A 15,626-nucleotide genomic window follows, 5' to 3' on the forward strand; every position below is an offset into this window, starting at 1 on the left:
TTGTCATGAAGAAATCCTTATTTTCTTTAGCTTTGATCGCGAGTTCCCTGCTTGCAGTACAGGCGGCGACGGTACAGATTGATTTCGGACGCAGTGACGCCACGACGGAAGGCGCTCTCAATATGAATTATGATAACGCCACCGCCTCTTTGGGCAGCATGCCGGGAAGCGTTTCTTTGGCGTGGAGCACGGCCGGAGGATATGTATCGGAAAACGGTTATACCACCACCAAGACGGCTGAGGAAGAAGCCGATTGGAAAAATCCTTTCAACGGCAGCATGCCTTTCAGTCTGGGGGACTCCTTTCGTGACGGTCTTTTAACGCAAACGGCCGATGGTTCCGGTTATTTCATCGTAACGTTCAGTGGTCTTGCCGCCGGGGAATATGCCTTGTCCATCTTTGGAGGTTTCACAGGCAAGGACGTGTTTGCCGGTCAGACCTGGACGATTGGAAACGCCGATGCTTCCAATGCCGTGTGGACAAGCTTCGGTACAGACGCCAGCGGGAACTGGGCCGAAATTTCTTCCGTGACGGGAGATAATTCCGGCGTTCTGACTCCGGGAAATGCTGGAGCTTCCAGCGCTACCGCCAATAAAGGGCTTTATTCCTCGGTGGAGAACATTGTCGTGGGGGAAGACGGAACGCTTACCCTTACGATTCAGGGGAATGGTTCCAGCTCTTACGGCCGGACGGCCCTCAATTATCTTGCCCTGACGCAGGTTCCGGAACCCGCTACGGCAGCATTGAGCCTGCTGGGCGCTGCTGCTCTGTTCCTGCGCCGCCGCAGGGCCTGACCCGGAAAGCAACAAAGCCTTGTTATCAACGCCGCTCCGTAATTCACACGGAGCGGTTTTTTATTTGGCGTTTTTCCTCTTCCTGTCTGTGCGGCAGGGCATTTCTATTCCAGCCTGTTTTCCGGGTTCCCCTTTTTCCCATACCGGAGATGAGCCGGAATTGGAATGAAGCGCGGGAAAATACAGGGAAACGGATTTGTCCGGAAAGAAAGGCTTATTGGATGGGAACGGTTTCCTTTAAGCAGGTGGAAACAATGATGCGCGTTATGCGTTCCAGCGGTATTCCGGTGATTCTGGACACAATGCGGGCATAAGCATTCAATTGGTTTGAGTGGCGCTCGCGCAGTTGTTCCGGGGATTCGGCATGATCCGTCTTGAAGTCCACGATGACGGCGGCTTCGTCATCAAGAATCAGCCTGTCAATGATGCCGGAAATCCAGTTGTTCCCGTCAATGGCTTCAATACGCTGTTCCTTCATGATGCGCGCTGTTTCCGGAGGCGTGAAAAGTTCCCGGATGGATGGGATGTCCATGCACTCCGTTACGATGCGTTCCGCCTCCGTAGCAGGGTGGAGAGCCCACTCCGGCTTGTTTTCATCATCCCAGCGGGTAATCCGTTCAAACACGGCGTGGACGGCGGAACCAAGCGCGGCGGCCTTCCCTGCGCCCGCGTGTTTTTCTCCCTGGAGCGGGGAGGCTTCCTCCGACAGGCCGGAAGGGGATATCCGTTCTCTGGCCAACGGTTTTTGCGTCGGCCATTTCAGCGCGCTTTCCTCCGCGCGTTTTTGTATGATTTCCGGGAATTCCGCGTACCACCCTTCAAGACCGCGGGAGTACAGGCATGACGCTCCGGATTCCGGAAGTATGTCTTCCGTTCCCCGGTTGAGGGACCGGATAGAGGAACGGACCACTTTCCACATGGAATCTGCCGTCTCTTCTTCCTTGTCTTCCCGGTACGGGAGGATAACGTAAGTAGCCCGCTTGGCCCGGGTAAGCGCCACATACAGCTTGCAGAATCCGTCAAATTGCTGCCGCGCGCGCCATTCCCCGTAAAGTTCCCGGAATTGCGGAATTTCTTGATAGATTTCTTTGGGCGGTTTGATGACGATTCCTTCTATTCCACCATCCCTGTTTTTTTTGACGAAGTGAGTCAAATGCGTGGCGTTTGCGAAAGGAGTATCCCTGCCGATCTGGGGCAGGATGACGATGTCAAATCCCAGCCCTTTGGATTTGTGGATGGTCATGATGCGGACAATTCCCGCGGCGGGATCTTCCCGCCGGGTCAGGTCCTCCATGCGCCTGATCCATTCATCCAGGGAAACGCCCTGTTCGTCTACCTGTTCCGCCTCATTCTGCCAGACGGCCAGTCGGTCGCGGTGGAAGTCCGTCAGTTCCGTCCCTCCCCGGAGCAGGCGCCGTTCCAGTTCCTCCATGACGGCGGCGTAGCCCTCCCGTTCCAGCAGGAGGCGCCATTCTTTCCACCCCATGCTTTCCGGGCATCCCGGCGTGATGAGGGGTCGGAGCGGGGAATGGGTAAGCAGGCCGACGACAAAGGGATCTCCCGGCATCAGCAGCCAGCGGAAGAAGTACAGCAGGTTTTTCCCCAGCGGAGAGTCCACGCCTACCGGAACGTCGTCACACACTTCTGCGGGGATGCCGTGATCCGTCAGCCATCCCTTGATGACAAGAGCCTGGTTCTTCGTACTGACCAGTATCGCTGTTTCCAGGCCGCGGCGCAGGGCCCCTGTACGCTCCAGAATATCAGCCGCCGCCTGGCATACCAGGTCATTGGCGGAGACGTTTTCCGTCTTGGGCGCCTGCCAGATTTGGGAGGCGCCGGGGCGGCCTTCCAGATGGGGGGCGCACCGGTGCTCCGGATATTCCCCCCATTGTTCCAGGGCGGCGGGTTCGCACCCGGGCGCTGTCCGGGCATAGTCGCAAATATCGTTGACCAGATCCAGCACAGGCTGGACGGAGCGGTAGGAAGTGGACATGCCGCGTTGTTCCAGTTGAAGCTGTGAAGAAACGGAGCGGAACAGCTCCGGGTCTCCGCCGCGCCACTGGTACACGCTCTGCTTGATATCCCCCACCACGAAAATGCTGCCTTCATTTCCGGCCTTGGATTCCGCCAGGTCATCCAGGAAAGGCTTGATGACGCGCCATTGGGGCTGGGACGTATCCTGAAATTCATCCAGCATCCAATGGTCGTAACGGCAGTACATGCGGTATTGCAGGTCCCGTTTGAGTTCCGGCGTAATGGTGCCCCCTCCCAGCATGCGCGTAACGTCGTGGAACAGGAACCTTCCCCTGTTGCGGACCAGGGAGGAGTATTTGTCCTCAAACAGGAGCATCAGTCCGTGCGTGGCGCGGGTGCGGCGCAGTACCTGCAGCGTCTCCATGCGTAGCCAGCTCTGGATGAGTTTTTCCAATAGCGGAGACCAGTATTCAGCAAATTTGGCACGAGCCTTTTCCGGGGAGATGTCCGTCTTGGAACCGCTCTTTCCTCGGAACCAGACTTTACCCAGAAACGTGTAGGTGTTGAAACTTTTCAGATAACTGATGAAGTCTTCCCGCGTATTCGCTTCTCTTTTTTTCTCCGGTATGGGGGTGGCTTTGGCCTGTTCCAACAGGTCGTGCAGGACGGAGTCAAATTGTTCCAGGGGGACGGGAGGCGCCAGCTCCTCCTGCGTGAAGCCCAGCGTGACGGGGTTTCCCCACATCCCGGCATCCGGCACATCCAGAAAAAGTTCGTGATAGGTGTCCAGGCGGCGCATCATGGAATTCTCCGCGTCCGCGGCTTCCGCGTCAGAATCCGCCCCGGAAAGGAAAGCGTCCTCAAAGTCCTTCCTTCGCTCCCTGTTTACGGAGCATTCCCGGTACAGGGAGAGCAGGGCTTCACGGCGCGCCAGTTTCTCCGCCGTGGGGTCAATCATGCTGAAGCCGCTGACTCCCAGTTCAAAGGCGCTGGCGGAGGCAATCTGGGCAAACAGGCTGTCAATGGTGCAGAGGTTGAGCCGCGCCAAATTCTGCACCAGAATGTGCAGTAAATGGAGGAAGCGTTCCCGATGCAGGTTTTCCTCCTTCCATGCCTCCGGAGCGCCGGGCCAGAGGCCGGGCTCCCCATCCGTTCCCTTAATGACCGCCCAGAGCCGTTCTTTCAGCCGCGCCGCGCCTGCTTCGTCCGCGGCCCCCGCGGCCAGGTCTGTCAGAATGCGGTCCTTGAACTCTCCCGCCGCTTTGCGGGTGAATGTAATGGCGATGAGGCGTTCGGGGTGGTTGCCGCCGTTCAGCGCCAGCAATCCCAGGAAACGCAGGGAGAGCTGGTAGGTTTTTCCCGTTCCGGCGGAAGCGGAGATCAACATGTTGGTCAGGAGCGGCATCTTAGAAAGGCAGGTGGGGGGTGAGGCGGAGGCCCAGCAGATCCTGCAGGCTTTCCCTCCGGGAAGTCATCAGGTCCTTGAATACGTCATAAGAGGGCGGTGTCCAGCCCAGTTCCTCCGCGGTGATGAGCCCGCGGCCTTCATGAAGAAGCTTCATCAGCTCCACCGTCCAGGAACGGGCGCTGTCCAGCGCGCATTCCTCATACCCGGGCATGGTGTCGTGGAGGGAGTCCCAGGCGGAGATTCCGATGTCCATGGGATTGGCGGGAAGGGCGTAATAAGCCGCAGAGGGATGGCCCCCGTAGGTTTCCGAGGCCCACAGCACATAAACGGGCAGCTGCAGGTCTTTCCAGCGCGCGTGCGCCAGCTTCCCGTTTTCCCGGCGTTTGGTGTAGGGATGCAGGGCCGGGGAAAGCAGGGACAGGGCGTCCGGCCGTCCGAGCGGTTCCAGATGTTTTTTCTCACAGGAGGAGGCCGCTCCCGTTTTGTAGTCAATGACCCGTATGCGACCGTCCGCGTGGCGGTCAATGCGGTCAATGCGGAATTTCATGGGGAATCCGCCCAGTGCCCAGTTCTCTACCTGGCGCTCAAAGGCAATGCAGGACCATCCTTCCTGAAGGGCCTGCAAGTGCTGAACGGCGTAAACGGAAAGCCTCTGTTCCATGGAGCGTTTTTGCAGCAGCAGGGGCATGAGGGGGGAGGGGCCGTATTGTTTCCGGAAGGTGTGTTCCAGTATTTCCGTGATGGCGTCCTGAAGGGAGGCTGCGTTCATGCCGTCTTTCAGGACGGCGTGCTCCCGGCAGAAGCATTCCAGCACGTCGTGCAGCATGGTGCCCAGTTCGTTGACGGCCATGTCCTCTTTGTCCGGCAGGAATTCTTCCTCGTTCATATGCAACGCCTCCCGCATCCAGAAGCGCATAGGGCAGGCCAGGAACCTTTTGAGGACGGAGGGGGAGAAGGGAAGTCCTCTTTCCTTCCACGGGTTTTTGTAGCCGGGCGCCATCGCGCCGATGTCCGCAGCGGTCTTCCAGCCTTCCGCGGGTTGAAGATGCCAGTTCCCGCGCTGGTAGGGCAAGGGCGCGGGCGCATCGCTGATTTCCTGGAAAAGCAGTTCTACACGGCGCGGCAGCTCCGCCTCCGTGCAGTGCATGAGCAGGGAGGAAGGTGTCAGAGGATCGTTCCTGCTGCTGGTCCGGGAAAGAAGGATGGTGAGGCTGCCTTCCCGTTCGCGGGAATGGAGCAGGGCGGTCAGCAGAAAACTGTCCCGGGCTTTTTTCCGGTTAAAGGAATCAATGCCCAGGGTCTCCCGCAGCTCCTCTGGCATAAACTGGTCGGAAACGCCCCCTTCCGGTACGGCCCCTTCGTTTAGTCCCGTCAGAATGAGGTGTTTTTCCGGGCGGAAATGGACTTCCATCCAGCCCAGGGAATCCAGAGCCGCATGAGCTTTTCTCCTGTTTTTGACGCGCAACGGCTGGAGGCATTTCATCAGGAGCAGGAGGGCCGCCCCCGGGCTGGAGAACTCGGTGGAGCGCTGTTGCAGCCGCATGAGTCCGGAAAGGCAGGAATGGAACATTTCCATGGCTTCCGTCTCCGGGCCATAGATTGTTGCCAGGGCCGGAAACCATTCCATCAGCCGTTCCCCCAGCATTCCCGGTTCCGCCATCCGGTTCCGCCATTCCAGAATGTCCTGGATGGCAGGAAAGGCGCCGGGATAAGCCTCTTTCAGCCTGGAAAGCAGGTATTCTTCCGTTTCCGGAAGGTATTTCTGCTGGATTTTGTCCAGCGCGGCGCAGCAACTCTGCTGGTTCCTTATCCCCAGGGAGGCGCAGAGCAGGGCGGAGCGCGCCAGGGAATAGACGGGGCGCGCCGTCCCTTTTTCTTCCAGCGCCCGCCGGAGGTTGCGGAGCAGGTCCATGACGCCGCTTCCGGCAAAAGGCTTCCCTTCCGGATTGTGGAGGCCCCAGCCGTATTGGCGCAGGGCTGTGTCCAGGGCGACATTCATGTCAGGATCGCAAACGCCCAGGGCGATGTCCGGAGCTTCTCCTTCCGCTGTGCGGGCGATGATGCGGCATGTTTCTTCAGCGAGCCGCGCCGGATTGGCCGCCATTCTGATTTGGCCGTCGCGGATTTGGATGGGGCGCCGGGACCACTCTTCCGGCAGAGGGCATCCCCAGCAATCAAAGGTGGCGGCTTCTTCCTCCGGCGCGTGGATCCATATCTGGACGGGTACGCCATTGCTTTCCGCATGCCGGAGGGCATGGCGCAGGGGGGCCGGAACCTCCGCTGCGCAGGCCAGAATAATGTTTCCTCCTGTTTCCCTAAGAGAGTTCAGCAGCCGGGGAGGGGCTTCCGCCTTCATGGCGGTTCTGCTTTCAAGCTTCCAGCTTTCCAGTTGTTGCGCGCATTGTTCTTCCAGCCTTTCCATGTCCGTCCAGCGTTCGTCTCTGCCCGCACTGGCATGGTGGGCCATGATGCAGGAGACGCCCTGGTTCGCCATGGCGTGCCTCAGGTTTTGCAGGCTGCCGGCCATTTCCACCATGCTGGAAAAATCCTCCGGCATGGTGTGTGGAAACAGGCGGGGGTAAAGGCGGTGGGGAGAGTCCCCCAGGGCCAGGAGCCACCCGGCCAGTTCTTCCGGAGCGGATGCCGTTTCTTCCTTTTCTTCCATCCGGGGGAACTGGTCTGCCGGAATGACCTGGGGCGCGAAGATTGCCTGTGTACGGGAAATGGAGGCGAGGAATTCCCTCAGCTGCCTCCCGGATTCCCGTGTGGGAACCAGCACCAGATGCCGGTGGAGGTCATTTCCCAGGGAAAGCAGGCGTTCCGCCACGGCCCGGCAGACCGGTTTGTCCCAGGATAGAAAGAAGCGGTTCATGGCAGGTAAGCAGGATTCCCCGGCAAGGGGGAAAGCGGAGGACTACATGGGAATGCTATATCAGAATGACTGGATTTCCCACTTATTTTTTCATGATTAACGGGGCGGCGCATGGCGCGCCGTGAGGTGAACGGGTTTTGGCCGCATGTTGGCGGAGAAGGGAGGAATTTTTTTGCCTTTCCGGCAGGGCGTGGCGGCGGAAATCCGGAGGAATGGCGTGTTTATTGTTCCTGGACGGTCCGTTTTTTCCTGGTTCCGGTGACCAGAAGCACGCCTGTAAAGACCAGCAGGACGGAGAGGACTTTCATCCATCCGAAGTGGTCCATGCCCCACATCACCGCCACGGATGAGGCGATCACCGGCTGGCAGTAATTGTACATGCTGACGGCGGTGGGTTTCAGCCGCTGCTGGGCGAAAGACAGGCAGATATAGCTGACAAAGGTAGCCAGAGCCACCACGTAGGCAATGCCCAGCCATGTTTGTGCGGGCAGGGCGGAATAATGGATGGAACCAACTTCCCGGAAGGTGAAGGGAAGGCAGGCGGCTGCGGCATAAGTAAACATCCATTTCAGCAGGGTGACGGGCGAGTATCTGCCAATCAGGTTCTTAAAGAAGACAAAGTAAACGGCTACGCTGCACTGGGAAGCCAGGCAGAGAATGTCCCCCAGCAGGTTGTTGTCTCCCGGGAGGGCCGCCGCACGCTCTCCGCTGCCGGAAACCAGCAGAATGGCTCCAATGGCGCTGGCGCAGACCCCGATGATTTTTTTCCCCGTAATCATTTCCCGGAGGACGAAGGCTGCCAGAATCATGGTCAGTACCGGCGTAATGGTGGTGATGATGGCCGCATCCGCCGGGGAAGTGAACCCTACGCCTACCGTGAAGGCCATCTGGTTGAAAATGATGCCGAACAGGGAGGCATAAAACAGGGGCAGACGGTGCTTTCTTTCTATAGGTTCCCCTGGCACGAAAGCGGAGGCCAGCCAGAACAGGATAGCCGCTCCCAGCAGGCGGAACGTGGCGAGAGAAGCGGAACTTACTTCTCCCTGCTGCATGACCAGTTTACTGACGGGAGACATGAGGCCCCAGATGACGGCCGCCGCTCCCATCGCGATATGTCCTTTCAGCATTTCTGACGGCATGGTGCGGCCCGCTGCGCGGCGGGTCGCACATTCTCCGCTTCCGCAAGCGGATTGCAAGAGTTTTATGGGTGTTCCCGGCAAAGATAAAAAACGGAAGATGGTTTCTCTGTCCGTTAGATAATTCTGCGCCTGGAATGAATATGGGAGTCAACGCGGCAGGCATGGTTCCGGCTTCAGGCGATGCCGGGAACTGTTCCCTCTTTTTCCGGGGAGCCGGATGAAGAAGGCCCGATGAAGAGAGCGTTGTGGTTTAATTGCCAGAAGGCTGCGGATTCCCGGCGTGAAATCCCCTCCATATTGAGATAACGCGTGCGGAGCAGAGACAGGCTGGAGTGCCCCATGTCCATTTGCAGGGAGGAAAAATCCCTGAATTGCCTGGCGTGGTAGCTGGCGAAGGTGTGGCGGAGCACGTCCGCCTGCCATGGCCTGCCGGTCAGGGCGGAGAAACGCGCCCTGACCTGTCGCCATTTTTGTTTCCAGTTGGCGGGGGTGACGGGCATGTCTGCGGGCCTCCTGACGCGTTTCAGGATGCTGGACAGCGCGGGCTGGAGGCTGACATGGCGCGCCCCGCCCGTTTTGGAGTGTTGCGGCGGGATGGAGATTACCTTGTCTTCCAGGCAGACGTGTTTCCAGCGGAGCCGCTCCACTTCCGCCGGGCGGATTCCCGCAAACAGCATGATGCCTGCCGCCGCCAGACATTCCCCGTGGTGCATGTCCCCGGCCAGGCGCAGCAGCAGGGAGCATGCCTGTACGGGCAGGGCGGCAATGCGGCGTTCCTTGATGACGGGGATATCCACCCCCGCCGTTGGGTTGCGTTCTGCCCAGCCGCGGCGTATGGCGTGGGAGCAGACCGCGCTGAGGGCCGCCCGGCCATTCAGAAAGCGGCGCGGCGTGCGGAAGCTGCCGTTGAGCCATTCCCGGCAACTGGCGGCATCCAGCCCGCGCACCTGCCGCCGGGCCAGATCCGGCCTGTCCCGGAGCAGTTTGCCCGTCAGAGTGCGCAGCCCTTTTAAGCTGACTGGGCGCAGGCGGTCTTTTTTACTCTCCAGCATATCCTGCGCCGCCTGGGCTACGCTGACGCTTTGTTCCATTTCTTCCAGGTTTTTTGCCCCCAGCAGGATAATGCGGTGCGCTCTTTTCAGGGTTCCCCTGCCTCCGCGCAGGCTTCCCGCGGCTTCCAGTGCCTGCATGCCCAGCATGAAAACTTCCGCCGGTCTGACCTTTCCGCCCGTCAGCAGGGCGCAAACCTGTTCCCATGGTTCCTGATGATGTTCCATACGGGATGAAATAATGGATGTTGGCGCAACATGTGCATCAAGCTCGAAATGTTGAAAATGAAAGGAAAAAAGAATGAGTGGAATGAACAATATTGCTGCTATTTTGTTGGATGGCTTCTGTATATAATTTATAATAAATGCATACGGAAATAAGGTAGCATGTTGCGCCAACATACTCTGAACGGGTGCTGACTCCTCTTCAGATAGAACAGGCCGTTGCGGAAGCATGGGAAGCATGGAAGCATGCGGACGGGGATTCCCTGATTTTTAAATTCCTCCTGGCCTATGGGCTTCCCAAATCCAGCGTCAGCCGCCTGGAAAGCGGCGCCTTAAATGCGGCCGCCCGTCCGGGGGAGCTGCTGTGGAAAAAAAAGCTTTTTTACAAAAGGGCGGAGCCGGGGCTGCTGATGAGCGCGGTTGACTCCTGCCGCCGGGATCCGGAGGTATTGAAGTATGCTCCCCGGTTCATCATCGTCTGTGATGGCGGTTCCTGGGCCGCGGCGGACATGAAAACCGGGGAAGCCCTGGAATTCCCCCTGAAGGATCTGCCCCGGCATTATGACTTTTTTCTTCCCTGGGCGGGGATGGAGAAGACGGTCATCACGCTGGAGAATCCAGCCGACGTTCGCGCCGCGGAGAAGATGGGGAAAATATTTGACTCCCTGAAAAAAGATAACCCGGGGCTGGACAGCCACGCCATGAATGTGTTTATGGCGCGCCTGCTGTTCTGCTTTTTCGCGGAAGACAGCGGCATTTTTGAGGAAGAACGGCTTTTTACGGATTTCATTGAACGCGCTACGGCGCCGGATGGATCCGACCTGCGGGAACAGCTGGAACGGGCGTTTGCCGTCATGAATCTTCCGCCGGGTAGCCCGGAACGCGCCGCCGTCCCGGTTTCCGCGGCGCGTTTCCCTTACGTCAACGGCGGCCTGTTCCAGGGGGCGCACGCCGTGCCGCGCTTTTCCTCCCGTTCCCGGAAAGCGCTCATTGACGCGGGGAATCTGGATTGGTCAGACATCAATACGGATATTTTCGGCAACATGTTCCAGGCCTGCGTGGCGCCGGACAAACGCTCCTGCCTGGGGGAGCATTACACTTCCGTTCCCAACATCATGAAGGTGCTGCGCCCTTTGTTCCTGGAAGAGCTGGAAAACGCCGCCCGGCAGGCCCGGGGCCATGAAGCCCGGGCCAGGAAGTTTATTGAGAGGCTCAGCAACATCCGTTTTTTTGACCCCGCCTGCGGTTCCGGCAACTTCCTGATTGTGGCGTTCAAAGAAGTGCGCCGGCTGGAAATGGAGGTGCTGGAAAGCGTGCCCGCTCTGCTGCCCATGCCCTCCGTTTCCATCAGCCAGTTTTACGGCATTGAAATAGATGACTTTGCCCATGAGATCGCCATGCTTTCCCTCTGGCTGGCGGAACACCAGATGAATCAGGAGTTTTTTGAACGCCTGGGCAAACGGGTGCCTACCCTTCCGCTCCGTCCCAATGATCACATTGTGTTGGGCAACGCCCTGCGCCTGGACTGGGAAACCGTGTGCCCGAAGACGGCTCCCGCTCAGGCTGCGCCCCTTTGGACGGTGGAGCCCCTGCTTCAGCGCGCCGCGCCGGAAGCCAGAGAGCCGGAGATTTATATCTTCGGCAACCCGCCGTATCTGGGGTCAAAGATGCAGAGTGTTGCTCAAAAGGAAGAAGTCAAAAATATCTACGGAAATTCAAATTCAGAAAATATTAGTAATTTAGATTACGTTTGCGGGTGGATTGGGTTGGGAGCAGAATTCATAGCTGGGTCACCATATCAATGTGCGTTTGTAACAACAAACTCTATTACACAGGGGGAACAAGTTGGCCCGGTATGGGATTTGATATTTAAAAAAAATATTGAAATTTCTTTTGCATATACATCATTTAAATGGACAAATAACGCGAAATATCAAGCGGGAGTGACATGCGTAATTATTGGATTAAGAAGGAAGCATGTTAATAGCAAATCTTTTATTTATAATGAAAACAAGGTGAAGGAAGTCGATAAAATTTCTCCATACCTGATTCCTGGATCTCCTGTCATTGTAAGGAGGACTAAAAAACCTGTAACAAAAAAATTCCCGCCAATGGTGTTTGGAAGTATGCCGAGGGATGGTGGTCACCTAATTTTAACGGAAGAGGAATATCATGAAGTTGTCAATAAGGAACAGGAAAGTATATCGTTTATTAAACGGTTTTCTGGTTCTCAAGAATTCATAAGAGGAACAATACGATATTGTTTTTGGATTGCTCCTGAACAAATAGCTCAGGCCAGGAAGATTTTTGAGATAAGAAAAAGATTGGATCTTGTGTCCAAGGAAAGAAAGGAAAGCAAGGCCCCAAGCACGCGAGCCTATGCAGATCGTCCTTATTTATTTGTTCAAAGAGCTTACAAACCTACTGATTCCATCATCATTCCGAGAGTTTCTTCTGAACGGCGGGAATATATCCCGATGGGATATCTGGACAAGGATACGGTTATAGCAGATTCCGCCTTTGCCGTTTATGACGCTGAGCCGTGGGTCTTTGGTATTCTTACCTCCAGAATGCACATGGCGTGGGTGCGCGTCACCTGCGGCCGGTTGAAAACTGATTATCGTTATTCCGCTACGCTTTGCTACAACACGTTTCCATTGAGGGAACTGACGGAGGGAGAAAAGGCGCGGGTGACGGAAGCGGCGCTGGGGGTGCTGGACGCGCGGGAGGCGCATCCGGAAAAGACGCCGGCGGAGTTGTATGATCCGGACAGGATGCCGGAGAACCTGAGGAAGGCGCATGACCGGCTGGATGCGGAGGTGGACCGGCTTTACCGGGTGAAGGGCTTTAAGGATGACGGGGAACGGCTGGAATGCCTGTTTGAGCTGTACCGGGAAATGACGCAGGGGCAACAAACGGAATAAGAAACATGAACGTGATGCAGGTCAACTACGGGGCCACGGGGACCAGCACGGCGGTGGACGCGCTGGGGATGCGCGATATGCAGGCGCGCGCGTACGCCAAAAGGCGTGAGCGGTATCTGCTGCTAAAGGCGCCGCCGGCATCCGGCAAGAGCCGCGCGCTGATGTATCTGGCTCTGGATAAGCTGGAACGGCAGGGGCTGCGCAAGGTGATTGTGGCTGTGCCGGAACGGACGATTGGCGGTTCTTTCGCGCCCGTACGGCTGACGGAAAGCGGATTTTTCGCGGACTGGACGCCGGACTTGCGCTACAACCTGTGCACGCCCGGAGCGGATGCCGGCAAGGTGGCCCGTTTTGTGGAGTTTATGGAGAGCGAGGCCCGCATCCTGATTTGCACGCATGCCACGCTGCGCTTCGCGTTTGAAAAGCTGGCTACGGAAGCGTTCAGCGGCTGCCTGCTGGGGATAGATGAATTTCACCATGTGTCCGCGGACCGTGAAAGCAGCCGGCTGGGCGCTCTTCTGCATGACGTGATGAGGGAAACGGACGCCCATGTGCTGGCCATGACGGGCTCCTACTTCCGCGGGGACAATGTGCCCATTCTGCTGCCGGAAGATGAAGCCAGGTTCAGCCGGGTAGTGTATACGTATTATGACCAGCTGAACGGGTACAGGCATTTGAAATCCCTGGGGATAGGCTATCATTTTTACCAGGGCCGTTATCTGGACGCCCTGCCGGAGGTTCTGGATACGGACAGGAAGACCATCCTGCACATTCCCCATGTGAACAGCGGGGAATCCACCAAAGAAAAGTATGATGAAGTAGGCCATATTCTGGATATCATGGGCACGGTGGAGGGAGAAGACCCGGAGAATGGCCTCCTTTACGTGCGCCGCCGCGCGGACGGGCGCGTGCTGAAAGTGGCGGATCTGGTGAATGATGAGGCCGCCCACCGCAACAGGCTGGTGGCTTATCTGCGTAAAGTGAAACAGAAGGATGAACTGGATATTATCATTGCCCTGGGCATGGCCAAGGAAGGCTTTGACTGGCCCTGGTGCGAACATGCCCTGACGGTGGGTTACCGGGGGTCTTTGACGGAGATCATCCAGATTATCGGCCGCGCCACGCGCGACTGCCCGGGCAAGACCCATGCCCAGTTCACCAATCTGGTGGCCGCCCCGGCGGCGAAGGATGAGGAAGTGACGCTGGCGGTGAATAATATGTTGAAAGCGGTGACGGCCTCCCTGCTGATGGAGCAGGTGCTGACCCCGGAATTCAAATTCCGGGCCCGTGCGGAGAGCGAGGACGAACGCAGGCCGGGGACGATTCACATCCGCGGATTCAAAGAACCGGGCACCGGGCGTGTGAGGGATATCGTGGAGAATGACCTGGCGGATTTGAAAGCCCGCATCATGCAGGATGATATGGTCAGAAAGCTGATTGCCCATCCGGATGCGGACCCCCGCATCGTCAATAAGGTGCTGGTGCCTAAAATCATTGCGGAACGCTATCCCGGATTGACGGAAGAGGAACGGGAAGAAGTGCGTCAGGCCGTGGTGACGGATTGCGCCATCAGGAGCGGGGAAATCAGGGAAGAGAAGGATTCCGTGAGCGGTCAGAGCCGGGAATTTATTAAGATGGGTGAAAAATTTGTTAATGTTAATGATTTGGATATCAACCTGATAGACGGAATTAATCCCTTCCGCGGGGCATTTGAGATTATGTCCAAGCAACTGACAGCCCCCGTTTTGCGGCTGATACGGGATGCCATTGCGGAAACGCGCATCACCCTGGGGTTGCAAGAGGCCGTTCTGCTGTGGGAATCTGTGCTGGCTTTCAACAAGGCGCGCGGCAGGGAACCTGACCCGAACGCGGAGGATGCCAATGAAGCCACTCTGGGGCAGGCTCTGGTGCTGATACGCAGGGAAAAACGGAGGAGGGCGCGTCATGGATAAGGAAGCGCTGGAAAGAAGGCTTGCTGCCATTTTTGAGGAGGCGGAGGAAGCCGGGATCCACCTGGACGGCAAGCCGGAGCGAGTCCCTGTGAGCAGGGGGGACAGGCTGGCGGAGTCTTTTGAGGAGATCTCCCGTTTTGTGGATGAATGCGGGAGGGAACCGGTCAAGGGGCTATCCATGAATGAACGCAGACTGGCCGCCCGGCTGGAACAAATCCGTCAGGATCCCGTCAGGGCGGCCCAGCTGCGCCCCATTGACCGGCACGGGCTGCTGCCCCAGCCGCCTGCCACGGTGGAGGAGGTGTTCTGTGATAAGAGCATGGAGGCTCTGCTGGAGGATGAAGACGCTGCGGATATTTTTGACGTGAGCGCTCTGCCCCGGCGGGAGCTGCCGGAATATATTGCCAAACGCGTGCCATGCCGGAATTTTGAGCGGTTCCGGGAGCTTTTTGCGCGGTGCCAGCGTGAACTGAATGAGGGTAAACGCCATACTTCACGTGTGGCCAATGGGCAGAAAAATGTGCTGGAACAGGGAAATTTTGTTCTGTTGAAAGGGATGCTGGCCTATATAGCCGATAAGGGAGAGACTACGTATAACCGCCGCAAAGAACGGAATAACCGTTTGCGCGTGATTTTTGAAAATGGAACGGAGGCCGATCTGCTGATGCGCTCCCTGTTTTGTGCCTTGTATGACGGCGGCCGCCTGGTCAGCGAGCTGGATGAAACGGAATTGAAGCTGGAAGGCCCCGTGAATGAAGATGACTGCCTTACCGGCTGCGTGTATGTGCTGAAATCCGCCAGCAGGCTCCCGGAAGTGCGGGCCATTCCTCATCTGTACAAAATAGGGGTAAGTTCCGTGCCGCTGGAAGAACGTATTGCCCATGCTCGCCATGAGGCGACGTATCTGATGGCGGATGTCATTCCCGTGCGGAAGTGGGATTGTTACAATCTGGATGCCCGCAAGGCGGAAAACCTGCTTCACCATTTCTTTGCCGCCGCCTGCCTGGATTTGGAAATCAGGGATGGGAGCGGGCGGCTGTGCCGTCCGCGGGAATGGTTTTCCGTTCCTCTGGGGATTATTGAACAGGTGATTCCTCTGTTGCTGGACGGCAGCATTATTCATTACCGGTATGATCCGGAGTCCATGACGTTGGAAAAACGGGCGGGAGACGGAAAAGGGAGGTGAGGGGGAAGGCAGACAGGCCGCTCTTCACCTGACCGGCCTGCTTCCAGAGGCGCCCGGCGGCATATCCGCCAGGGGCCATCATGGAATGACGGATATTTCCAGA

Annotated in this window: 8 protein-coding genes; 4 read left to right on the plus strand and 4 right to left on the minus strand. The window is 57.5% G+C overall.

All coding sequences use genetic code 11. The annotated features are described in order from the left end of the window. Nucleotides 1-5: 5 nt before the first annotated feature. Nucleotides 6-794: a PEP-CTERM sorting domain-containing protein gene (locus tag CI070_RS10665; RefSeq protein ID WP_094135842.1), complete on the plus strand. Its 789-nt coding sequence runs from the start codon at nt 6-8 to the stop codon at nt 792-794. A 214-nt stretch (nt 795-1,008) separates the two neighbouring features. Here CI070_RS10665 and CI070_RS10670 read toward each other — a convergent pair whose 3' ends face one another. The 4 genes from CI070_RS10670 to CI070_RS10685 all read right to left on the minus strand — a co-directional run bounded on the left by CI070_RS10670 (nt 1,009) and on the right by CI070_RS10685 (nt 9,464). Beyond that, nucleotides 1,009-4,173, minus strand: coding sequence for a UvrD-helicase domain-containing protein (locus tag CI070_RS10670; protein ID WP_094135844.1), 3,165 nt, complete (start codon nt 4,171-4,173; stop codon nt 1,009-1,011). A 1-nt stretch (nt 4,174) separates the two neighbouring features. Then, nucleotides 4,175-7,048, minus strand: a complete 2,874-nt coding sequence (locus CI070_RS10675) for a PD-(D/E)XK nuclease family protein (RefSeq protein WP_094135845.1) — start codon at nt 7,046-7,048, stop codon at nt 4,175-4,177. A gap of 221 nt (nt 7,049-7,269) precedes the next feature. Beyond that, a complete protein-coding gene (locus CI070_RS10680) occupies nt 7,270-8,187 on the minus strand; it encodes a DMT family transporter (RefSeq protein ID WP_094135880.1) in 918 nt (305 codons plus the stop codon). Between the two features lie 173 nt (nt 8,188-8,360). Further along, entirely contained in the window at nt 8,361-9,464 is a 1,104-nt protein-coding gene (locus CI070_RS10685; protein WP_179218327.1) for a tyrosine-type recombinase/integrase, read from the minus strand. 185 nt (nt 9,465-9,649) lie between these two features. Here CI070_RS10685 and CI070_RS10690 point away from each other — a divergent pair, with 185 nt between their 5' ends. From CI070_RS10690 to CI070_RS10700, 3 genes are read left to right on the plus strand one after another with little or no spacing between them, the layout of a single operon-like run. Then, nucleotides 9,650-12,385 (plus strand): class I SAM-dependent DNA methyltransferase, encoded by a 2,736-nt coding sequence (locus CI070_RS10690; RefSeq protein WP_094135847.1) that lies wholly within the window; start codon nt 9,650-9,652, stop codon nt 12,383-12,385. A gap of 5 nt (nt 12,386-12,390) precedes the next feature. Further along, a complete protein-coding gene (locus CI070_RS10695; RefSeq protein WP_094135848.1) occupies nt 12,391-14,337 on the plus strand; it encodes a DEAD/DEAH box helicase in 1,947 nt (648 codons plus the stop codon). Next, entirely contained in the window at nt 14,330-15,523 is a 1,194-nt protein-coding gene (locus CI070_RS10700; RefSeq protein ID WP_094135849.1) for a GIY-YIG nuclease family protein, read from the plus strand. The genes CI070_RS10695 and CI070_RS10700 overlap by 8 nt, the downstream gene beginning before the upstream one ends. The last annotated feature ends 103 nt before the right edge of the window (nt 15,524-15,626 follow it).

This window comes from Akkermansia muciniphila (genome assembly GCF_900184965.1).
Classification (GTDB): domain Bacteria; phylum Verrucomicrobiota; class Verrucomicrobiia; order Verrucomicrobiales; family Akkermansiaceae; genus Akkermansia; species Akkermansia muciniphila_A.